Annotated in this window: 18 protein-coding genes; 10 read left to right on the top strand and 8 right to left on the bottom strand. The window is 67.5% G+C overall.

Translation table 11 applies throughout. The features are described 5' to 3' along the window. Positions 1 to 4: 4 nt before the first annotated feature. Positions 5 to 1,087 carry an FUSC family protein gene (locus tag LDO15_RS21710; protein WP_223982347.1) on the top strand — a complete coding sequence of 361 codons (1,083 nt, stop codon included), beginning with the start codon at positions 5 to 7 and terminating at the stop codon, positions 1,085 to 1,087. On the opposite strand, the gene LDO15_RS21705 is transcribed toward LDO15_RS21710, so the two are convergent. Continuing rightward, positions 1,084 to 2,412 (bottom strand): aromatic acid/H+ symport family MFS transporter, encoded by a 1,329-nt coding sequence (locus LDO15_RS21705; RefSeq protein ID WP_223982344.1) that lies wholly within the window; start codon positions 2,410 to 2,412, stop codon positions 1,084 to 1,086. The genes LDO15_RS21710 and LDO15_RS21705 overlap by 4 nt on opposite strands. A 131-nt stretch (positions 2,413 to 2,543) precedes the next feature. On the opposite strand from LDO15_RS21705, the gene LDO15_RS21700 reads away from it, so the two are divergent. The 3 genes from LDO15_RS21700 (at position 2,544) to LDO15_RS21690 (ending at position 5,118) form a co-directional block, all read left to right on the top strand. Beyond that, positions 2,544 to 3,323, top strand: a complete 780-nt coding sequence (locus LDO15_RS21700; RefSeq protein WP_223982341.1) for an IclR family transcriptional regulator — start codon at positions 2,544 to 2,546, stop codon at positions 3,321 to 3,323. Between the two features lie 95 nt (positions 3,324 to 3,418). Continuing rightward, the gene (locus LDO15_RS21695; RefSeq protein WP_223982340.1) at positions 3,419 to 4,609 is read left to right on the top strand and encodes a 4-hydroxybenzoate 3-monooxygenase; all 1,191 of its coding nucleotides are present in this window, start codon (positions 3,419 to 3,421) and stop codon (positions 4,607 to 4,609) included. A 116-nt stretch (positions 4,610 to 4,725) separates the two neighbouring features. After that, a complete protein-coding gene (locus LDO15_RS21690) occupies positions 4,726 to 5,118 on the top strand; it encodes a nuclear transport factor 2 family protein (protein ID WP_223982337.1) in 393 nt (130 codons plus the stop codon). A gap of 62 nt (positions 5,119 to 5,180) precedes the next feature. Here LDO15_RS21690 and LDO15_RS21685 read toward each other — a convergent pair whose 3' ends face one another. From LDO15_RS21685 to purB, 5 genes are all read right to left on the bottom strand, one after another. Further along, positions 5,181 to 5,615, bottom strand: coding sequence for a hotdog domain-containing protein (locus LDO15_RS21685; RefSeq protein WP_223982334.1), 435 nt, complete (start codon positions 5,613 to 5,615; stop codon positions 5,181 to 5,183). A gap of 92 nt (positions 5,616 to 5,707) precedes the next feature. Continuing rightward, positions 5,708 to 6,211: a GNAT family N-acetyltransferase gene (locus LDO15_RS21680; protein WP_223987623.1), complete on the bottom strand. Its 504-nt coding sequence runs from the start codon at positions 6,209 to 6,211 to the stop codon at positions 5,708 to 5,710. 120 nt (positions 6,212 to 6,331) lie between these two features. Continuing rightward, entirely contained in the window at positions 6,332 to 11,182 is a 4,851-nt protein-coding gene (locus tag LDO15_RS21675) for an NAD-glutamate dehydrogenase (RefSeq protein ID WP_223982331.1), read from the bottom strand. A 185-nt stretch (positions 11,183 to 11,367) separates the two neighbouring features. Beyond that, positions 11,368 to 12,039, bottom strand: coding sequence for a histidine phosphatase family protein (locus LDO15_RS21670; protein WP_223982329.1), 672 nt, complete (start codon positions 12,037 to 12,039; stop codon positions 11,368 to 11,370). Then, positions 12,036 to 13,478: an adenylosuccinate lyase gene (purB, locus tag LDO15_RS21665; protein WP_223982327.1), complete on the bottom strand. Its 1,443-nt coding sequence runs from the start codon at positions 13,476 to 13,478 to the stop codon at positions 12,036 to 12,038. Before purB ends, LDO15_RS21670 begins: the two co-directional genes overlap by 4 nt. Positions 13,479 to 13,801: 323 nt before the next feature. Between purB and LDO15_RS21660 the strand changes: the two genes are divergently transcribed. After that, the gene (locus LDO15_RS21660; RefSeq protein WP_223982325.1) at positions 13,802 to 14,101 is read left to right on the top strand and encodes a hypothetical protein; all 300 of its coding nucleotides are present in this window, start codon (positions 13,802 to 13,804) and stop codon (positions 14,099 to 14,101) included. Continuing rightward, positions 14,101 to 15,546: a hypothetical protein gene (locus tag LDO15_RS21655; RefSeq protein ID WP_223982323.1), complete on the top strand. Its 1,446-nt coding sequence runs from the start codon at positions 14,101 to 14,103 to the stop codon at positions 15,544 to 15,546. Before LDO15_RS21660 ends, LDO15_RS21655 begins: the two co-directional genes overlap by 1 nt. On the opposite strand, the gene LDO15_RS21650 is transcribed toward LDO15_RS21655, so the two are convergent. Continuing rightward, the gene (locus tag LDO15_RS21650) at positions 15,497 to 15,883 is read right to left on the bottom strand and encodes a phage holin family protein (protein WP_223982321.1); all 387 of its coding nucleotides are present in this window, start codon (positions 15,881 to 15,883) and stop codon (positions 15,497 to 15,499) included. The genes LDO15_RS21655 and LDO15_RS21650 overlap by 50 nt on opposite strands. 96 nt (positions 15,884 to 15,979) lie before the next feature. Between LDO15_RS21650 and LDO15_RS21645 the strand changes: the two genes are divergently transcribed. The 4 genes from LDO15_RS21645 (at position 15,980) to LDO15_RS21630 (ending at position 21,054) form a co-directional block, all read left to right on the top strand. Then, complete coding sequence (locus LDO15_RS21645) at positions 15,980 to 17,098, top strand: histidinol-phosphate transaminase (RefSeq protein ID WP_223982319.1); 1,119 nt, start codon at positions 15,980 to 15,982, stop codon at positions 17,096 to 17,098. Between the two features lie 147 nt (positions 17,099 to 17,245). Beyond that, complete coding sequence (gene pdhA, locus LDO15_RS21640) at positions 17,246 to 18,538, top strand: pyruvate dehydrogenase (acetyl-transferring) E1 component subunit alpha (protein ID WP_223982317.1); 1,293 nt, start codon at positions 17,246 to 17,248, stop codon at positions 18,536 to 18,538. Beyond that, the gene (locus tag LDO15_RS21635) at positions 18,538 to 19,518 is read left to right on the top strand and encodes an alpha-ketoacid dehydrogenase subunit beta (RefSeq protein ID WP_223982315.1); all 981 of its coding nucleotides are present in this window, start codon (positions 18,538 to 18,540) and stop codon (positions 19,516 to 19,518) included. Before pdhA ends, LDO15_RS21635 begins: the two co-directional genes overlap by 1 nt. Positions 19,519 to 19,527: 9 nt before the next feature. Further along, positions 19,528 to 21,054 (top strand): dihydrolipoamide acetyltransferase family protein, encoded by a 1,527-nt coding sequence (locus tag LDO15_RS21630; protein WP_223982313.1) that lies wholly within the window; start codon positions 19,528 to 19,530, stop codon positions 21,052 to 21,054. A gap of 148 nt (positions 21,055 to 21,202) precedes the next feature. Here LDO15_RS21630 and LDO15_RS21625 read toward each other — a convergent pair whose 3' ends face one another. After that, entirely contained in the window at positions 21,203 to 21,541 is a 339-nt protein-coding gene (locus LDO15_RS21625) for a hypothetical protein (protein ID WP_223982311.1), read from the bottom strand. Positions 21,542 to 21,643 lie beyond the last annotated feature (102 nt).

Genomic DNA, 21,643 nt, shown 5'->3' with positions numbered 1-21,643 from the left:
CGCAGTGAAGCTGTTCGCCGACATGTTCACCATCGCCCCGGGCAACAAGGACCACCAGGTCGCCCTGCGCTGCGCCGTGGGCGTCTTCGTGCCGCTGATCACCCTGGTGCTGCTGGGCCGCCTGGATCTCGCCATCTTCGCCTCCTTCGGCGCCTTCACCGGGATCTACGGCCGCAACGAGCCGCACGCCAGGCGGTTCACGCTCCAGATGCGGGCCGGCGGTCTCATGTTGGTGGTGATGTTCCTGGCGGCACTCACAGCGCGTGTGGACGCGTCAGCCGGGCTCTCGGCGGAGGGCGCCACGTGGCTCCTGGTGGTGGCCACCACCGTCGTGGCGGGCGCCTGCTCGTTGGTGGTCGCACTGTGGCGCCTGCGTCCCGCGGGGTCGCTGTTCCATATCTTCGCTTTCGCGGCCATCGCGTCGATCCCCAACCAGCCGCCGCTGTGGCAATGCATGCTGGTGGCGGTACTCACGGTCGCCTTCTCCCTGCTGGTCGGCCAGTCCTCACGGGTGGCCCGGAGCCGCCGGACCCCGTGGGTGCGCACGAGACCTGCCAGGCTGACGCCGGGGGAGAAGCGCGCCGCATGGCAGGAAAGCGCGGGCTACCTCGTGGCGGCAGGCCTCGCCGGGACGCTGGGGACCTTGGCCGGCGAGTGGCTCGGGGTCGGCCACAACTACTGGGCGATGGTAGCCGCCGTCGTCCCGCTTGTGGGGCACACCACCCGGCACCGCGTCAGCCGGGGCCTCCAGCGCATCGCGGGCACCGCACTGGGGCTGGTATTGCTCGCCGGGATCCTGCTCCTGCAGCCGACGCCCTGGCAGACAGTGCTGGTGATCGCCGCATGCCAGTTCGGCGCGGAGATGTTCATCGCGCGGCAGTACATGCTGGCGCAGGTCTTCGTCACCCCGCTGGCACTGACTTCAACGCTCCTCGTGGCGCCCGTGCCGCCCGGGATCCTGCTCCGCGACAGAATCGTGGAGACCGTCATCGGCGCCGCCGTCGGCATCGCCGTCGTGCTGGCGCCTGGCGCATGGCGCCGCGTGGGGGCGCTCCGCGGGACGGCGGCGCAAAGGCGCATCTCCTAGGAGTGCCCGACGCCGGCGCCGGTGCGCGACGTTGCGTCAACGGTCTGCGGCACGAAGGCGAGGGCGAGAACCGCCAGGACCGCCGCGCCGGCGAAGACGTAGAAGCCCCACGGGTAGGCGATGCCTGCGGCGACCAGCGTGCCGGTGACGGCCGGGCCCAGAATGGCCCCCAGCCTGCCCACGCCCGCAGCGAAGCCCAGGGCGGTGCCGCGCAGTCGGACCGGGACGAGCTGGCTGACCCAGGCGTAGACCAGGACCTGGGAGCTGAACACGAACACGCCGGTGACGAAGACGGCGGCATACAGCACGACTTCGTTCTGGATCTGGATGCTGAGCGCGGCAAGGAACACGGCGGAGAGCCCGAACCAGAGCAGGACGATCCTCTTGGTGCCGTGCCGGTCGGCCAGGACTCCGGCGATCAGGAGACCCACCACGGCGCCCACGTTGAGGACCAGGAGCAGGGCGAGGCCGGCGTTCAGGCTGTAGCCGGCGGAGGCCATGAGCTGCGGCAGCCAGGTGTTCAGGCCGTAGACCAGCAGCAGTCCCATGAAGGACGCGACGGCCACGCCGGCGGCGATCAGCGGGTAGGGCTTGCGGCCCAGGTCCCGGAAGCTCGCGCGTTCTTCCGCAGGCGCGGCCGCACCGGCGTGAGCGGCCCCCGCGCGGGCCGGGACGCCGGCAGGGACCGCGGCGCCTGCCGGGGACTTCGCCGCGGCGGGGATGTGGATCACCGGCGGGAGGGTTTCCGGAAGCTTGAACCAGAGGAAGGGGGCCAGGGCGAAGCCGGCCAGGCCGCCCACGACGAACATGGTGCGCCAGCTCGGGATGACCATGAGGGCCAGGAACGCGGTGGCCACAGCACCGACGTGGTATCCGGTCATGGTCCGGGTGGTGGACTTTCCGGCCGTTCCGGCCGGGGCGTAGTCGTTCATGTAGGCCAGCGCGGCGGGCAGGCAGGCGCCCAGGCCGAGGCCGGCCAGCAGCCGGAACGTGCTGAACCATGCCACGTTCGGTGCGAAGACGACGGCGATAGTGAAGATGGAGAACCAGGTCACGCACGCCACCAGCAGGTTCCGCCGGCCAAGGCGGTCCGAGAGCGGGGCAATGAAGAGCGCGCCGAGGCCCACGCCTACCAGCGAGATGGTGGCTGCGAACGTCGCGCCGACTGCGTCGAAGCCAAGTTCGTGCGACTTGATCAGGGTCGGGATGACCGTGCCGAGGACCACCAGGTCAAAGCCGTCCAGCACCATGGCCAGCCAGCAGAGCCATACCGGCCACCGTGATTTCTTCCCCGAGGACGACTTGTCCAATGACGACGTTGACATTGCTACCTCAGCGCTACTCTTGACGTGATTCCGTGCCCGGCCGGCGTTGGCCGCGCTCTTCCTGGTCTGAGCGTTTTATCACCCGCCGGTGTCGCATGGGACACTTAAAACCATTCAATGGAAGGGGAGTCGTGGCCAATTCGAACTCCGGCGACTCGGTGGTGGACCGGATCCTGCGGCTGATTGCCGCCTTCCCGGAGGGTGTCACGGCACTTCAGCTCTCGGACCTGGCCGCCAGGGCGGAGCTTCCCCTGACTACGGCGCACAGGCTCGTCCGCCAGCTCGCCGGACACGGCCTGCTCGACGTCGGCCCCGGCGGTTCGGTCAGCCTCGGCCTGCGGCTCTGGGAGCTCGCCAACCGCAGTTCCCCCACGCTTGAGCTCCGCCAGGCCGCCCTGCCGTTCATGGAGGACATCCAGCAGGTGCTCAACCAAAACGTGAACCTCGCCGTGCTGGACGGCTGGGAAGCGCTCTTTGTGGAGCGGCTGTCCCGCCGCGGCTCCGTCGCCAACCGGGCCCAGGTGGCCGGCCGGATGCCGGTGCATGTCTCCTCCGCCGGGCTGGTCCTCATGGCCAACCAGCCGCGCTCCGTCCAGGCCGAGTACCTCGAAGGATTCAGCGATCCGACCGGCCGGCTGGCCCTGCCGGACCTCCGCACCCTCCTCGGCGAGGCCGCCCGCCAGGGCTTTGCGCAGCTGGCCGGTGTCGTGGACCCGGACACGTGGGGGATCGCCGTCCCGGTGCTGGACCGCAGGAAGCATGCTGTGGCGGCCCTCGGCGTCGTCGTTCCCCTCCGCGAAGTGCGCCTGCAGGCGCTCGTCCCCGCGCTGCAAACCGCGGCCCGCGGAATCGGTCGCCGGCTCGGCGAACCACGCGAAACTCTCGGATTCCATTCAACGGAATCCTTGTAACGCGTATCACGGCCCGAGGAGCACACTGTTAGCCAGACGAACCAGACCGGCCCCAGGCGCCCGACCTTCGGCCCCCGCAACGAAGCGAGAATCACATGGCACAGCGAAAAGTCCTCACCACCCAAGTAGCGATCATGGGTGCCGGCCCCGCCGGGCTCATGCTGTCCCACCTGCTGGCCAAGGCCGGCATCGAATCCACCGTCCTCGAGATCCGCAGCCACCGGGAGATCTCCGAAACTGTCCGTGCGGGCATCCTGGAGCATGGCTCGGTCAAGATGCTCGTTGACGGCGGTGTCTCCGACCGCGTGTTGCGCGACGGCGACCGCCACGACGGAATCGAGCTGCGCTTCAACGGCGAAAGCCACAGGATCGACTTCCAGGATCTCGTCGGGGAATCGGTGTGGCTCTATCCTCAGACGGACGTGTTCCTGGACCTTTCCGCACGCCGGAAGGCCGACGGCGGGGATGTCCGGTACAGCGTCACGGACACCACCATCCATGACATCGAGGCCAAGCCCAAGGTCTGGTTCACGGATGCGGACGGCGTCGAGTACGAGCTCCAGGCCGACTTCATCGCCGGCGCGGATGGTTCGCGCAGCCACTGCCGCTTCCAGATCCCCGAGGCGCAGCGCAAGTGGTATTTCCACGAATACCCCTTCGCCTGGTTCGGCATCCTGGCCGAGGCGCCGCGCAGCTCGGACGAGCTGATCTACGCGAACTCGGAGAACGGCTTCGCCCTGATCAGTCAGCGCACCGAGACGGTCCAGCGGATGTACTTCCAGTGCGACCCCAACGAGGACGTCAACAACTGGGATGAGGACCGCATCTGGGACGCCTTCCGCAGCCGCGTCAACGGCAACGGCTTCGAGGTCAAGGAAGGGCCGGTCATCGACAAGACCGTCCTGAAATTCCGCAGCTTTGTCCACGCCCCCATGCGGCACGGAAACCTGTTCCTCGCCGGCGACGCCGCGCATACCGTGCCGCCCACGGGAGCCAAGGGCCTGAACCTGGCGCTGAACGACGTGAAGGTCCTCTTCGAGGGATTCGACAGCTACTATTCCACCGGCTCCACCGTGCTCCTGGACGCCTACAGCGATCGCGCCCTCGACCGGGTGTGGAAGGCCCAGCAGTTCTCCTACTGGATGACCTCCATGCTGCACACCGCCGCCGACGCCGACGACTTCTCCCGCGCCCGCCAGCTCGGCGAGCTTCACTCCGTGGTGTCCTCCCGCCACGGCCGCGCCTACCTCGCGGAGGCCTACACGGGCTGGCCGGGAGCCCGCTAGGCCGGAGACCGGGGACCTCACTCTAGTTGACATTTTTATCGACAGGCCGAGGGGCCGGGACTAGCCTTTAACCGTCCCAGCATGACCCGACAAGGACGACGGAGAGGTGTCCGATCATGGGAACCGCAGAGAATGTTGAACTGGTCCGGCGGGGTTACACGGCCTTCAACGCAGGGGATATGGCGACCCTCAGCGACCTGTTCGCGGAGGACGCAGTCTGGCACGTCGCGGGAAGTGGCGTGCTATCCGGAACCAAACAGGGCCGCGACGCGATCCTGGCGTACTTCGGTGAACTGGGAGCGCGCACCCAGGGTCACTTCCAAGCCAACGTCCAGGACATCGTCGGAGGGGAAAAGCACACGATCGCCATCCAGCAGACCCACGGAGAGGCCAACGGCAAAACCCTTGACATGCCTACCGTCATCACGTTTGTCGTCGGCGACGGAAAGATCACGGAAGGACGGGAGTTCTTCGAGGACACGGCCAAGGCAGACGATTTCTGGACCTGACCGGACAGCCATGCCGCAAGCCGGACCCGCCGGACGTTTACCGGGAGGCTGAAGGCGTGTGACTAGTCCTGTCCCAGGGTCTCGGTCAGGTGGTGCGTCGGAATCCGGTCCCGGTCGTAGGTGATTTCGGTGTACCCGTGCGGCTCCGGCTTCCCGGACGTGCTCAGGTTCACGAAGACGATCTGGTCAATCGTGAGGATGCTCCGGCGGGTGATCATGTTCCGGACTTCCGCGCGCATGGTCAGCGATGTCCGGCCGAACCGGGTCGCGGTCAGGCCCATTTCGATCAGGTCGCCCTGGACCGCGGAGCTGACGAAGTTGATTTCGGAAATGTACTTGGTGACGGCCCGGCCGTTGCCCAGCTGGAGGATGGCGTAAATGGCCGCCTCTTCGTCGATCCATTTCAGCAGGCTGCCGCCGAACAGGGTGCCGTTGGCGTTGAGGTCCTCGGGCCGCACCCATTTACGGGTGCGGAAGGTGATATCGGCCGATTCCATAGTGCGAGGTTAGCCGACTCGGTGCCCGCCGGTGTTGTGTGACGCCTGCTTCAGGCACAGGCACAGGCACCGGCACAGGCACACACACTGCCTCACGCCATGGCGGTGTGCGCGGCGCTGTGCGAATCGATGGGCTTCGCGTAGCAGTACGAATGATCCACGCCGATGTACGGTCCAAAGTTCGGCACGGACACGAACCCGGAGTTCTCGTAGAACTGCCGTCCGTCGGTCTGCACCGAGCCCGCCTCCGCGGTCAGCTTGGTGATGCCCATTGCGTGGGCGTGGGCTTCGAGCGCCGCAAGGATGGAACTGGCCACCCCGGAGCCGCGCGTGTACGGCAGTACGTAGAGGCGCTTGATTTCGGCGGTGTGGGCGTCCAGCATGCGGAGGCCGCCGCAGCCGACCGGCTGGCCGGACGCTTTGTCGTGTGCCACCAGGAACACCGCGGTGTCAGCTTCCGACGGCGGCGGCCCAGGTTCGTGATCGGGCCGTCCAAAACGGGCGTCGAGTTCTGCCTGCTGGGCGGCCCTCAGGTCCGCGCCGACGGGGTTCGCCCAGGTGACCTGACGGATGTTTAGCCGCGGGTTGGTCTGCATCACTGCCTCGATTCGCCGAAGGGTTATGCAGTCTAAGGCTAGGCACCAGCGGTTTCGGCTGTGTTTCCTGCCGGTAAGCGTCGGGAGAACTGTTCCGGTGGACCTGGCGACGGCGGCCGTCTAGCGCCGCACCAGTGTCCGCAGGAGTTTCAGTGCCACGGAGATCGAGGCGATATCCACCTGGCCCGGTCTGGTCACTTCCGCAAAGGTGTCCTTGATCCGTGCCAGCTGTTCCTGGTGCCCGCGTTCCCAGGCCACGATGCGCTCCACGGCATCGGACGTGCCGGCGTCCGCGGCACCAAGGCCTTGGGTTGTTGTCATCACCGAGACGGTCATGTCGGCCACGGCGGAATACACATCGTCGCGCAGGGCTGCCCGCGCGAGGGCCTCCCAGCGGCTCTGCCGCGGCAGGTCGGTGATGCTGAGCAGCAGGTTCGCGGCGCCGATTCGCTGGAACACCGCATAGTACAGGTCAGCGATGGCGGGGATCGGCTCACGCACCTGTTCGGAAATCAGGGAGATGTCCAGCAGCCCGAAACTCTCCAACAGATCCGAGGCGCGCAGGCCCAGCTCACGGGGCATCCCGACTGCGGCCCAGTGCGCAAGCCTCTCTTGCACACGATCCAGGTCTGAGCCGCGGAGATAGTCCACGGTTCGGGTGCGCAGCAGTTCCAGGGTGGGCATAATCCTGGCCAGGGCCGCGGCCACGGGCTGGTCGCGGTGGTCATGCGTCACGTACCATCGCGTGGCCCGGTCCAGGACCCGACGCATATGCAGGGTCGCCTCCGCGATGGGTTCGGTGGGATAGCCGGCGGGAAGTGCGGCCAGCCGGTTGACGATCCACGGCAAGTCGTAGGCCTCCCGCGCCACCACGAAGGCCCTGGCCACAGCGGCGGCCGTGGCAGTGGTCTCCTCGATGGCACGGAAAGCGAAGGTGATGCCGCCGAGATTGATCATGTCGTTGGCCACCACTGTGCACACGATCTGGCGGCGCAGCGGGTGGGCCGCCAGCTCCGCTTCAAACCGTTCGGAGAGCTGGCGCGGAAAATAGCCGCGGAGGACGCGCAGGAACCACGGGTCGTCGGCAAGATCGCTGGCGTTGAGTTCGGCTGCGAGTTCGATCTTGGCGTAGGCGGCCAGCACGGACAGTTCCGGCGCGGTCAGGCCCTCACCGGACCGCAGCCGATCCTGAAGTTGCGCATTGCTTGGCAGGCCCTCCAGCCTGCGGTCAAGGTCGGTGGCGTTCTCAAGCCAGTCCATGGTCCGTTCGAAGCCTGGGCTCCATTCCCGCACCAAGTGCCGGTCGTTGAAGAGCAGGACATTCTGGTCCGTGTTGTTGGCCAGAACAAGCCGGGCCACTTCGTCCGTGAGTGAATGCAGGAAGCCGGCGCGTTCCGGCGGCGGCATCTTTCCCGCCGCGATCATCCGGTCCACGAAGATCTTGATGTTCACCTCATGATCCGAGCAGTCCACTCCGGCTGAGTTGTCGATCGCATCGGTATTGAGCAGGACGCCGGTCAGGGCGGCCTCAATCCGTCCGAGCTGGGTGATTCCCAAGTTCCCGCCCTCGGCGATGATCTTCGCCCGCACCTCATTGCCGTTGATCCTGATGGGGTCGTTGGCCTTGTCGCCAACCCCGGCGCTGCCCTCCGATGAGGCCTTGATGTACGTTCCGATGCCGCCGTTGTAGAGCAGGTCCACGGGTGCCCGGAGGATGGCCTGCAACAACGCGTGGGGCGGCAGGGACACGATGCCCGGGTCCAGTCCGAGAGCGCTCCTGACCTGTTCGGTAATGCCGATGGCCTTGGCCCGGCGGGAGTGGACGCCACCGCCTTCGCTGATCAGCGCCGGATCGTAGTCCGCCCAGGATGAGCGGGGGAGGGCAAAGAGCCGCCGGCGTTCCCCGAACGAGGACTCCGCATCCGGTGCCGGGTCAAGGAAGATGTGCCGGTGATCGAAGGCCGCCACGAGCCGGATGTGGCGGGAGAGCAGCATCCCGTTCCCGAAGACGTCGCCGCTCATGTCGCCGATGCCGGCGACGGTGAAGTCCTCTTCCTGGCAGTCCACCCCGAGGTCGCGGAAATGGTGTTTGACCGCTTCCCAGGCCCCGCGGGCCGTGATGCCCATCTGTTTATGGTCATAGCCCACGGACCCGCCGGACGCGAAGGCGTCGCCCAGCCAGAAGCCGTACTCCTCGGCCACCGCGTTCGCGGCGTCGGAAAATGACGCTGTTCCCTTGTCCGCCGCCACCACAAGGTAATAATCGTCGCCGTCGTGCCGCACCACCCGCGGCGGAGGCACCACCGCTTCGCCGTGCGCGGTGGTGACCAGGTTGTCGGTGAGGTCCAGCAACCCGCGGACAAAGGTCCGGTAGCACTGAAGGCCCTCCGTCAACCAGGCCTCGCGGTCCGCGGCCGGGTCGGGCAACTGTTTGGGATAGAAACCACCCTTGGCGCCCGTGGGCACGATCACGGAGTTTTTCACGTTCTGTGCCTTGACCAGGCCAAGGACCTCGGTGCGGAAATCCTCACTCCGGTCGGACCAGCGCAGCCCGCCCCGGGCCAGTGCCCCGAAGCGCAAGTGGACGCCCTCCACGCGCGGCGAGTACACCCAGATTTCGTGTTTGGGACGGGGAAACGGTGCGCTGGCCATGGCGGCGGGGTTCAGCTTGAAGCTCAGGTAGGGCCGTCCCTGGTAGTAGTTCGTGCGCAGCGTCGATTCCACCAGGTTCATGAAGGTGCGCAGCAGCCGGTCGGCGTCGAGGACAGGAATGTCCTCTATGGCGGCCAGCAGCTCCTTCCGGGCCGCCTCGCTGTCCCCGAGCCGGATCGGGGCCTCCAGCTCGGGATCAAACTTGGCCCGGAACAGTGCCAGGAGCCCGCGGGTCGCCCGGACATTGGCCAGCAGGGTGTCGGCCATGAAGCCATAGGAGTTCGTGGTGCCCAATTGCTGCAGGTACTTGGCATAGCTGCGCAGGATGGCCGCCTGGCGCCATTCGATGCCCTCGCGAAGGACGAGGCCGTCGAAGCGGTCCGACTCGGAATCCCCGCGCATGGCAGCGCCGAAGGCATCCCCCAGCAGTCCGCTGGTCCGGGCCGGATCCACGCCCGCCGGGTACCGGACGCCGAGGTCACAGAGGAACAAGGGCCGGTCGTTCCCGCGCACCACATCGAAGGGCCGTTGGTTCAGCACCTCCAGTCCGAGGTTGTGGAAGAACGGCAGGATCCGGGTCAGGCTGTGGGCTGTGGTCAGGTAAAGCCGGATCCGTGCGTCTTCGGCCAGCGTCGTGGACGCACCGCCGCGGACATAGACGGCCAGCTGCGGATCGTTCAGGGGCCGTCCGCCCGTGCCGTCCAGATCGAACTGCTCAAACCGGCTGATGTCCTCAACTGCGTCCTCGACGTCGAAATCAGCCCTGTAGCTGGCCGGGAAGGCGGCGGACCACAGCGCGGACAGCCGGCCGGCCTCCGCGGACGGCAACCTGTCCCGGAGCGCTTCGTCCAGGCCCTCTGCCCAGGTCCTCGTTGTGCTGATGATGCTCCGCTCCAGTGCGGCGGGATCGACGTCGGGCATCCGGCCGGGAGGCAGCAGAATCCGGAAAAACACGCGGGCCATGGGGGATTCACTCAGCCGGACTTCGAATTCGAGCGAGGAGGACTGGAAGGCCTGCTTGAGTTCGTGTTCGATCCGGAGCCGGACGGCCGTGCTGTACCTTTGCCGGGGGAGGAAGACCAGGGCGGTCACGAAGCGGCCGTAGCTGTCAGCGCGCAGGAACAACCGTGTTTGGTGGTGGGCCTGCAGAAGCAGGATCTCACGGGCAAGCCCGGAGAGTTCATTCGGGTCCCGGTGGAACAGCTCGTCCAAGGGGAAGGACTCGAGGACGGTGAGAAGCTGCCGGCCCGGGTGGGAGGCTTCGGTGAAGCCGAAGTCGTCCTGGACGGCGCGCACCTTGTCCCGGATGACCGGGATGCGCCGCACAGACCGGCCCGTGGCGCCCGGGGCGAAGAGGCCCACAAACCGTACTTCTCCCGTGGCCTTCCCGGCGCCGCCGAAGGTCCGGATCATGATTTCATCCAGGTAAGCCGGCCGGGGGACGGACGATCTCAGGTCCGAAATGGAAAGCGTGAGAACCTGCGAATGGGGCAGTCCCGCGACGGGCTGGCGTGCCTCCGGCCGCCCGTCCCGGAGCAGGCCCAGCCCCGTGCCGGGCCGCAACGTCACTGCATCCGTGCCATCCGCCGTCGCGTATTCGTACTCGCTGTATCCCAAGAACGTGAAGTTGCCGCGGTCCAGCCAGTCCAGGAGCTCACGGAGCTGCTCCGGAGCCGGAACGGTGCCGGCGGGCAGCCGGTCCAGGGAGCTGATGGCGCGGCCGAGGCTGGAGTGGATGGCGGGGGTATCATCAGCGACCAACTGGACATCCGCCAGGACGCGCCGCACGTTTTCGGTGAGCTCCGCGATGGCCCGGGATCCCGGCAGGCGGCCTATCTCTGCCGCCACCCAGATTTCGGATGACCACCCCGGCGGGGCCTGGACGGCGTCCGCGGCGCCCGTGGTGCCGGGGATGCGGCCCGCCGGTGCGGACTGCGGCGGCCCATGCCGTACTTCCATCAGCCGGTCAGTACGCGGATCCCGCCGCACCAGGAAACTGGGATGCACGAGGAGCCGGATGGACTCGTTTTGGCGGGTCAGCTCCGCAGTGAGCGAATGGATCAGGTGCGGGACGGCGTCCGCAACCACCAGCAGGACGCTGGCATCGCTTTCGTTCAGGACGCCGACCGCCGCCGTGCCTGCCCGGTGACGGTCCGCGAGTTCCGCGTGGTGCCGTGCCCTCTCCTCTAGGTTTTCGGGGCTGTAGCCTTGGAGGTCCTCCGGCGCTGCGTGCTCGTAGTAGGCCGCGAGGAACTGTTCATCGAGGTCGTGAAGCATTCCGCCGGGCGCATGCCCCGGGTGTACCGATTTGCGTGACATACGCCTGCGCCTCCACTGCGCGGGATCAACCGCATGCCGCCGCCGGCCGTCCTGTCCCCGCGCCTGATTTCATCATCGCCGCGTTCAGCGGAGCAGTCCAGACCCGGATAACAGGCAGCCTCCGCAGGGGACGGACTACAGGGGACGGGGCGCAGGGGACGGACTGCCGGGAGCGGGCCGGCCCGTTACGCCGAACGGCCGGTGGGATCCTCCGCCGTCGGATCCGCCAGGGCCAGGCCGCCCACGGGGCTGTCGTCCCAGTGGATGAGTTCCCAGCCGTTGTCGGGATCGCCCTCGAGCGCCACGATGCCGGTATTGTCCAGCACGTGCCTGATGGCAAAGTCCGGTTCGATGTTGCCCGCCCGCAGGCCGGCCCACACCCGGATGGCGGCTCCGTGGCTGACCACGGCAACGGACCCCGAGCCACCCGCTCCGCTGGCCCGTGCCGTTATTTCGGCAATGGCGGCGTCGTAGCGCTCGAAGAAGTCCCGGCCGCTGGGACCGGCAGGCATCCGGCGGTCCAGCTCGCCGTCCGCCCAGGCAAAAATGGTGCCCAGGTACCGCTTGTGCGATTCGTGGTCCGTGAGCTTCTCCAACGCCCCGGCCTCGATCTCGTGAATGCCCGGAAGCACCTCGGTTTCCAGCCCGTGCACCCGCGCGAGGGGTGCCGCCGTGATCTGCGTCCGGACCAGGGTGGAGGCATACAGGGCGCGGATCCGCTCATTGGCGAGCGATCTCGCAAGGGCGGCAGCCTGCCGTTCGCCGAGTTCCGTCAGCCCGGGGCCCGGGTGGGCGGTGTCAAGCTGGCCGAGAACATTGCCGGGCGTCTGGCCGTGGCGGATGAGCAGGAGTCTCACTTGAGGTGATCCACCAGCTGGTCCGCGATGCCGGTGTAGCGGCCCGGGGTCAGGGCCAGAAGCCGGGCCTCGGCGTCGGCAGACAGGCCCAGGCTCTGGACGAATTCGCGCATCCGTGCGGCATCCACGCGGTGCCCGCGGGTCAGGTCCTTGAGCCGCTCGTACGGATTCTCCATGCCCTCGACGCCGGCGATGGCCTCGGCGCGCATGACCATCTGGATGGCCTCGCCAAGGACTTCCCAGTTGGTGTCCAGGTCCGCCGCCAGGACATCCTCGGCAACCTTGAGCCGGTCCAGGCCCTTGGCGACGTTCGAGATGGCCAGCAGCGAGTGGCCGAACGCCACACCGATGTTGCGCTGCGAGGAGGAATCGGTGAGGTCGCGCTGCCAGCGGGACGTGACCAGCGTGGAGCCCAGCACGTCCAGCAGGCCGGAGGAGATCTCGAGGTTGGCCTCGGCGTTTTCAAAACGGATCGGGTTCACCTTGTGCGGCATGGTGGAGGAGCCGGTGGCCCCTGCCACCGGAATCTGCACGAAGTAGCCGATCGAGATGTAGCTCCAGATGTCCGTGCAGACGTTGTGCAGGATGCGGTTGAAGCGCGCGACGTCGGCGTAGAGTTCCGCCTGCCAGTCGTGGCTTTCGATCTGGGTGGTCAGGGGGTTCCAGGTCAGGCCGAGGCCCTCGACGAAGCTCTTCGCCACGTGCTCCCAGTCGGCGCCCGGGACGGAGGCGACGTGGGCGGCGTAGGTGCCGGTGGCGCCGTTGATCTTGCCGAGGTATTCGGTCCGGGCAATCCGGTCCAGCTGACGGGTGAGCCGGTGCGCAATGACGGCCAGTTCCTTGCCCAGCGTGGTGGGCGTGGCCGGCTGGCCGTGCGTGCGGGAGAGCATCGGAACCGCACGGTTGTCCTCGGCCATGGTGCTGATCTGGGCAACGAGGGCGCGGGCCGCAGGCAGCCACACGTCCTCCACTGCGCCCTTCACGCCAAGGGCGTAGGAGAGGTTGTTGATGTCCTCCGAGGTGCAGCCGAAGTGAACCATGGCGGTCAGGTGGTCGATCCCGATGCCGGGCAGCCGGCGGCCGATGTAGTACTCGACGGCTTTGACGTCGTGCACCGTCACTGCCTCGATTTCGGCCAGCTCGGCCACTGACGCGGCGTCGAACTCCGTGACAATCGCGCGCAGCTGCTCCTGCTGTGCCGCCGTGAGCGGACCGGCCCCGGGCAGGACGCTGTTGCCGGTCAGGTGGATCAGCCACTCCACCTCCACGGCCACGCGGTCGCGGTTCAGGGCTGCTTCGGACAGGTAGTCCACGAGCGGCGCGACGGCGGACTGGTAGCGGCCATCCAGCGGGCCGAGCGCGATCGGGGAGTCGGACGCGGCGAGGGCCAGGCGTCCAGACGGCGTGCGGGTATCAGCTGTGGCGGCAGTTTCAGGCATGTGCCGATTCTTTCACGAAGTGCCGCCGGGCCTTAAGCGCACCTGTCCTTGTGACATCGCCGCTCCTCACGACGCGGCCGTGCGCCATCCCGTGCGCCATCCGGTGTGACACTGCCGGGCTGCCGCCGCGCGGGGGCCAGGCGCGTTATCCACATGGCCGGACGGGGCGCTTTCGGCGGTTCCCGGGCGCCCGCTAGCGTCGGTTCATGATCAGTGGAATGACGCAGGCAGTTCGATGAAGCCGGCAGTTCGACGACGCAGGCGGTCGATGAAGCAGGCAATTCGATGATGCCGGGCAGCGGAATCCGGGGCAGGCGGGCAGCGTGGCTATTCTTGGCGTGACGGCCGCCGATGCCCTCGAGTGCGCGTCGCGCAGTTACGAAGTCCAGCAGCTCGCGGCACGCGTTGCGCGGTGTGCCGATGAGGCGGATGCCGTACTCGCCGCGCTGGCCCGCCTTGAGCTGCAGACCTGGCAGTCGCCCGCCGGACGCGCCTACCGGCTGACGCTGTCACTGCAGGCAGCGGCGCTGCACCGGGGCCGGGACGCCCTGCTTGAAGCCGTGGCGGTGGTGCTCCGGCATGCCCGGAACATGACCCAGCCCGCCGACCGGGCGCGCCCCTGATGACAGAGGCGACTCCGGCCGGCTCCGGCGGTCCGCCCCTGGTCTCCGCGCCGCCACCTGACGGAAGCCTGCGCATCAGGGGCGGAATCGGAGGGCTGAGCTTCCAGTTCGAAGAGCTGCTCGCCGGTGCCGCGGCACTGGACGGCCTGGTCCGGCAGCTGCAGACGGTTGAGACGGAGGCCGACGCCGTCCGGCGCGCACTTTTCCCGTATCAGTCCGACTCCTACACCAGCGGCAGCAACGCCATCATCGCGGTGGGCGAAGCCAGCCGGGAGATCGGCGTGGTCCGGTCGCAACTCCAGCGCATCGGCCAGGACGTCAGCGCCAGCCGCCGCGAGTACGAATACGCCGAAGCCCGCAATGCCCTGCTGCTGCGGATGGGCCTTCACGGCTCCGAGTACGGGGCAGCGCCGGAGCCCCCGGCGCTGCCCGGCGCCCGTGACGCCGTCGAGGACTGGATCGCCATGGTGCCCCGGAATCTCGCCGTGCTGCTTGGCCTGCCCGCGCCCCTGGCCGCCGTGCTCGGAGCCTTGGGCGGGCCCGCTGATGTCCGGCGCCTCGTCCGGGATGCCGCCGAGGCGCCGGGGCTCGTCTTCCTCAAGCCGCGGCCGGTGAGCATCGTGGGGCGGGAGACCTTTTCCGCCGATGTCGACCTCTCGCCCGCCGGGCTGCTGCGGAGGGCCGGAGCCGTGGGGCAGCGGAGCGGCCAGATCGAAGTCATCGAGGTCGACGGCGCGGAACGGCCTGCATGGGTGGTGATCATCCCCGGAACCCAGCTGGGCGGTACACCGGAAGGCGCCAACCCCTTTGATCCCGCCGGAGTCGCCGAGGCTTTGGGCTACGACTCCGCATCGACGGCTGTGGCCATCCGGCAAGCTCTGCAGCAGGCAGGAGCCGCGGCCGGCGATCAGCTCGTGGCGGTGGGCTACAGCCAGGGCGGGATCCACGCGATGAATCTCGGCAGGGACCGGGCTGTCCTGGCCGAGTACGATCTGAAGTTCGTGCTGACGGCGGGCTCGCCGGTCGGCGGCATCAGCCCTGAACCGGGGATCCGCAGCCTGCATCTGGAACATGAGCAGGACTGGGTTCCGGGGGCGGACGGAGTGGCCAACCCGGATACCAGGGACCGGGTGACCGTGACGCTCACCAACCCGCTGGACCTGCCGCCGCTGAAGGACTTCGGCCTGGGTCCAGGGCACCGGCTGGAGAACTACGCCGACGGGGCCGCGCTCATCACGGCGAGCCGCGACAATTCGCTGCGGGACTCCACGGCGGCGCTGGCTGCTGTGGTGGGAACCGGCGGTGCGGCGACGGTGAACCGGTTTTCGCTCCGGCGGGAGGCCCGGCCCGGCCACGCCCGGGACGAGGGCAGGCCCGGCCAGGAACCGCCCGCTACTAACGATCGAGCGCGGGGAGGAAGCTTGCCACGAGGGAGACGCAGCTGATGATGATGGCGGCAAATATCGCAGTCCAGAAGAACGAGTCGATGGTGAAGTGCACTGTGGTGTAGCTGCTGATCCAGGACGTCAGGTAGAGCATTCCCGCGTTGATGACAACCGTGAAAAGGCCCAGGGTGAGGATGGTGATCGGCAGCGACAGGAGGCTGACGATTGGCTTGATGAAGGCATTGACCAGGCCGAAGATCAGGCCGATGAACAGGTATCCCAGGATGGTGCTGAGAGTATTGTCGCCAGCGGTGGAAATATCCAGGCCGGTGAGGATCCAGCACGCGATGGCCAGGGCCAGCCCGTTGATGATGACTCGAACGATGAATGAGCGCATGCGCTCATGCTGTCATACGCCCGGCGCCAGCGGCAGGGACCATGTCCCCCAATAACGGCCCCAATAACAGCAGGAACCCGAAGTAGGCTAGTTCGCATGACTTCATCAGAAAACGCGGCCGGGGGCATCAGGCCCCGTCCGGTGGTAGACCGTCTCCCCCGCTACGCGGCCGGAAAGCCGCCGGCCGCCGTCGAGGGGCTGGTCAGCTACAAGCTCTCCTCCAACGAAAACCCGCTGCCCCCGATCCCTGCAGTGCAGCAGGCCATCGCGGCGCAAACCGACTTCAACCGCTACCCGGATCCGCTCAGCAGCAAGCTGCGTGAGTCGCTCTCCACCTTCCTGGACGTTCCCGCCGAGGACATTGTCACGGGTGCCGGCAGCCTGGGCGCCCTGAACCAACTGCTGGCTACGTTCGCCGGCCAAAACGACGACGGCAAGGCCGACGAAGTCATCTACGCCTGGCGCTCGTTCGAGGCCTACCCGATCTGTGTCGGACTGGCCGGCGCTGAGAGCGTCCGGATCCCGTTGACCGCCGACGGGCGGCATGACCTGGACGCCATGGGAGCTGCCGTCTCCGCGCGGACCCGGATGATCCTGCTGTGCACGCCGAACAACCCGACCGGGCCTATCCTGACCACCGAGGAAACGGAGCGCTTCATCAAGGCCGTTCCCTCCGACGTCGTGGTGGTCATTGACGAGGCCTACCAGGAATTTGTCCGCGCCGAGGACGCCGTGGACGGCATCGCGATGTACCGCAAGTACCCCAACGTGGTCGTCCTGCGGACATTTTCGAAGGCGCACGGCCTCGCCGGTCTCCGCGTGGGCTACAGCGTCTCCCGGCCCGAACTGACGCAACACCTCCGGGTCGCCGCTACACCGTTCGCGGTGTCCCAAATCGCGGAAACAGCTGCCGTAACGTCACTCGAGCATTTCGGCGACGTTGTAGAAAGGGTACAAAGCCTGGTGGACGAGCGGGACCGCGTCACCGCCGGACTGCGGGAACTCGGCTGGTTCATTCCGGAAGCCCAGGGCAACTTCGTCTGGCTTGGCCTGGGCGCCAACAGTGCGGAATTCGCCGCCCTGGCGGCGGAACGGGCACTCTCCGTGCGGGCCTTTGGCGAGGAGGGGGTGCGGGTCAGCATCGGTGAACCGGAAGCCAACACCCGCTTCCTCGAGCTCTGTGCGATCTACACAAAACCACCACGGCGTTCCTAGCGGTTAACATGACGCGTTCAGGCCGCCCCGTGCGGCTAGAGTAAGGACGAGTAAGCCAAAATATATGCCTAATCCGGAATGTATTCCCGGTCTGGCATATATCCCAGCGATTGCGGCGCATTCGGATGCGGCAAGCAAGGAGACGGTATGGGCGCCACACATCTGCCCTCTACCGAGTTCGACGGAACCGACATGGATGACCAGCTCGAGGCGGAAGCCGAGGCCCAACTGGGCGCCCCGCCCGAGCCGATGGTGCAGCTGCTGGGCCCCGACGGCAGCCTGGGCTCCGACCCGGTTTTCTCAAAGTACGCCGAGAAGCTTGATCCGGACGCCCTGCGCGGTTTCTATGCCGATATGGCGAAGATCCGCCGCTTCGATGTGGAAGCCACCGCCCTGCAGCGGCAGGGGCAGCTGGCCTTGTGGGTTCCGCTCACAGGGCAGGAAGCGGCCCAGATCGGCTCCGGACGGGCCAGCCAGCCCCAAGATTACATCTTCCCGACCTACCGTGAGCACGGCGTGGCCCTGACACGCAACGTGGACCTCGCCGAGCTGCTGCGTCAGTTCCGGGGCGTCTCCAACGGCGGCTGGAACCCCAAGGACACGAACTTCCACCTCTACACGCTCGTCCTGGCAGCCCAGACCCCGCACGCCGTCGGTTATGCCATGGGCATCCAGCGGGACCAGAAGCTGGCGGCCGCCAATGCCGTCGACGGCGGCGAACCGGGACAGCCGGAGGAGCCCAAAGCCGCCGTCATGGTGTATTTTGGCGACGGCGCCAGCTCCGAAGGCGACGTCCATGAATCCATGGTGTTCGCCTCGTCCTACCAGGCGCCCGTCGTCTTCTTCTGCCAGAACAACCACTGGGCAATCTCCGTGCCGAGCTCCGTGCAGACCCGCATTCCGCTCGCCAACCGCGCCAAGGGCTACGGCTTCCCCGGCATCCGGGTGGACGGCAATGACGTGATCGCCGTCCACGCTGTCACGGAATGGGCGCTGGAGCAGGCCCGCGAGGGCAACGGCCCCGTCCTGATCGAGGCGTTCACCTACCGGGTGGGGGCGCACACCACTGCCGATGACCCCACTAAGTACCGTGGTTCCGACGAGGAAAGCCTGTGGCGGGCCAAGGACCCGCTGGACCGGCTGGAGAAGTACCTCCGGGCCGAGGGCCTCGCGGACGACGCCTTCTTCGAGCAGGTCAGGGCCGACGGCGACGAACTCGCCGCCTACGTCCGCAAGACCACCCACGACCTCGAAACCCCTGACATCCGGACCGCGTTTGCCAACACCTATGTGGAGGCCCACCCGCTGGTGGCTGAAGAGCTGGCCTGGTTCGAGGAATACAGCGCAGGGTTTGCCGATGAGGAGACTCCCGCCCCGGCACCAGCCACTGAGGCACGATCCGCTGCGGCAGAACCGGAAATCACGGAGGCGGCCAACTGATGACCACCATGACCATTGCGAAAGCGATCAACGAGGGCCTGCGGGCCACGCTGACCAACAACCCCCGCGCGCTGCTGATGGGCGAGGACATCGGGGCCCTCGGCGGCGTCTACCGGGTTACCGACGGGCTGATCGCCGATTTCGGCGCCGACCGCGTCGTGGACACCCCGCTGGCCGAATCAGGCATTATCGGCACCGCGATCGGCCTTTCCCTGCGCGGCTACCAGCCCGTGTGTGAAATCCAGTTCGACGGCTTCGTGTTCCCGGGGTTCAACCAGATCACCACGCAGCTGGCCAAGATGCACTCGCGCAGCAACGGCAACCTGACTGTGCCCGTCGTCATCCGGATCCCGTACGGCGGCGGCATTGGTTCGATCGAGCACCACTCCGAATCCCCGGAGGCACTCTTCGCCCACACGGCCGGCCTGCGCATCATCACGCCGTCCAACCCGCACGATGCCTACTGGATGATCCAGCAGGCCGTCGACTGCCAGGATCCCGTGATCGTTTTCGAGCCTAAGCGCCGCTACTGGCTCAAGGGCGAGGTCGACACCCAGACCCCGGGCGCGTCCGCCGACCCCTTCAAGGCGCATGTCCTCCGTGAGGGAACGGATGCCACGGTCGTCGTCTACGGGCCCCTGGTGCCCGTGGCCCTCGCCGCGGCCGAAGCCGCCGCCGAAGACGGCCACAGCGTCGAAGTGATCGACCTCCGGTCCATCTCGCCGATCGACTTCGACACCGTCACGGCCTCGGTCCAGAAGACCGGTCGTCTGATCGTGGCCCACGAGGCCCCTACTTTTGGCGGCATCGGCGGCGAAATCGCGGCCCGGATCAGCGAGCGGGCGTTCCACTCGCTCGAGGCCCCCGTCATCCGCGTCGGCGGATTCCACATGCCCTATCCCGTGGCCAAGGTCGAAGAAGACTACCTGCCGGACATCGACCGCATCCTTGAGGCGCTGGACCGCGCCCTCGCGTACTAACGAGGACCCATGACGCTTAACAAGTTCAACCTCCCGGACGTCGGCGAAGGGCTGACGGAGGCCGAAATCGTCGCCTGGAAGGTCAAAGCCGGCGATACCGTGGCCATCAACGACGTCCTGTGCGAGATCGAGACCGCCAAGTCCCTCGTGGAACTGCCGTCGCCTTTCGCGGGAACAGTCACCGAACTGCTGGTTCCCGAGGGGGTCACGGTGGAGGTGGGCACCCCGATCATCAGCGTCAATGACGCGCCCGCCCAGCCGCCTGCAGCGCAAACACCTGCCACGGCGCCCGCTGTCGCGGCGCCCATGTACGGCACGCTGCACGCCGACGCGTCCGACGCCGGCGAACAGGCGGGCCGCCCGGCCGGCGGGCCGCTGGTGGGTTCCGGCCCCAAGGCCGATGCCGTCAAGCGCCGCCGGCGGATTTCCGCCTCCTCGGCCCCTGCGGCTGCCGCTCACGAAGCCCCGGCTGCCGCGGCAGGCACCGGCGCTGCCGCCCCGGTGGCCGACCGGGTGGGTGTGGAGGCCCACGACATCTGGATCAACCCGGACGCGGTCAGCCGCCCGGCCGACGAGGCCGCAGGCCCCGCCGGCGACTTGCGCCCCACGCTGGGCGGTGCCATCAGCGGCCTGGTCGGTAAGGTACTGGCCAAGCCCCCGGTCCGCAAGATTGCCCGGGACCTCGGCATCAACCTGGCCGACGTCGTGCCCACCGGTGCCCGCGGTGAGGTGACGCGTGAGGACCTGGTGAGCTACCAGGCCCAGCGCGACGCCGAGGTGGACAAGGCGGACTCGTTCTGGGGCAAGTCCGGCCGCCCGCAGGACCAGCGGATCGAGCGGATCCCGGTCAAGGGGGTCCGCAAGGCAACGGCGAAGGCCATGGTCGAGTCGGCCTTCGCGGCGCCGCACGTCAGCATCTTTGTCGACGTCGACGCCAGCCGCACCATGGAATTCGTCAAGCGCCTCAAGGCCTCCCGCGACTTCGAAGGCATCAAGGTCTCGCCGCTGCTGATCCTGGCCAAGGCCGTCATCTGGGCCGCGGCGCGCAACCCGAGCGTCAACGCCACGTGGGTGGACAACCCGGACGGCAGCGATTCCGCGGAGATCCACGTCAAGCACTTCATGAACCTGGGCATCGCGGCCGCCACGCCCCGCGGACTGATGGTGCCGAACATCAAGAACGCCCAGGATCTCTCGCTCAAGCAGTTGGCCCTGGCCCTGAACGAGCTGGCCACCACGGCGCGGGCCGGCAAGACCCAGCCGGCCCAGATGCAGGGCGGCACGCTCACAGTGACCAACATCGGCGCCCTCGGGATCGATACCGGCACGCCCATCATCAACCCGGGCGAGGTCGCGATCGTGGCATTCGGCACCATCAAGCAAAAGCCTTGGGTCCTGGACGGCGAAGTCATTCCGCGCTGGATCACCACCCTTGGCGGCTCGTTCGACCACCGTGTGGTGGACGGGGACCTGTCGGCCCGGTTCATGGCCGACGTCGCCGCCATCCTGGAGGAGCCGGCCCTGCTGCTGGACTAGCCGCAAAACTAGCCCGAATCCAGCCCTGAAACGCCTGAACCCCGCCGCTGAAAGCTCAGAGGCGGGGTTCAGTCATTTCGGAGTTCACTCAATGCGGGGTTCAGGCAATGCGGGATGCCGTCAATATCAGGCCACCAGGCCCGTCGGCCTAGTTTCCCGAGTACGCGGTCAATAGCTGGACCAGGGCGGGATCGCCGCTCATGCCGGCCAGGGCGGCCGAGGCAGCGAACATCAGGCCCGCGAGTCCCACGCTGCACGCGCTGGCTGCGGTGAGGAACTTCCAGTCCTCGCGGAGCACGCTGCGTACGGTGTCCGGCATGCGCAGTCCGGGCATGATGAGGTTGGGGGCGCTGTCGGTTGATCCGTCATCCAGGAAGGCGATGACGCGGCCGGCACCGCGGTCCACGCGCATGGTGCTGATGTGGTTGCCGTGACGGGCCAGCAGGATGTCGTGGCCAACCAGTTGGCGGCGCTGAAGGGTGATCATGGGGTTCCTCTGGTAGGTGGGTTCTTGGATGTCCGCACCATCGCAGGGCACTTCCCATTTTACTGAGCCAGGTCATGCCGGGCTGCCGCCTGACGGGTGAGG

Origin of the sequence: Arthrobacter sp. NicSoilB8 (assembly GCF_019977355.1) — a bacterium.
Taxonomy (GTDB): Bacteria; Actinomycetota; Actinomycetes; order Actinomycetales; family Micrococcaceae; genus Arthrobacter.
Note: the sequence above shows the minus strand (reverse complement) of the source record. Positions and strands in the feature narration are given on the sequence as shown.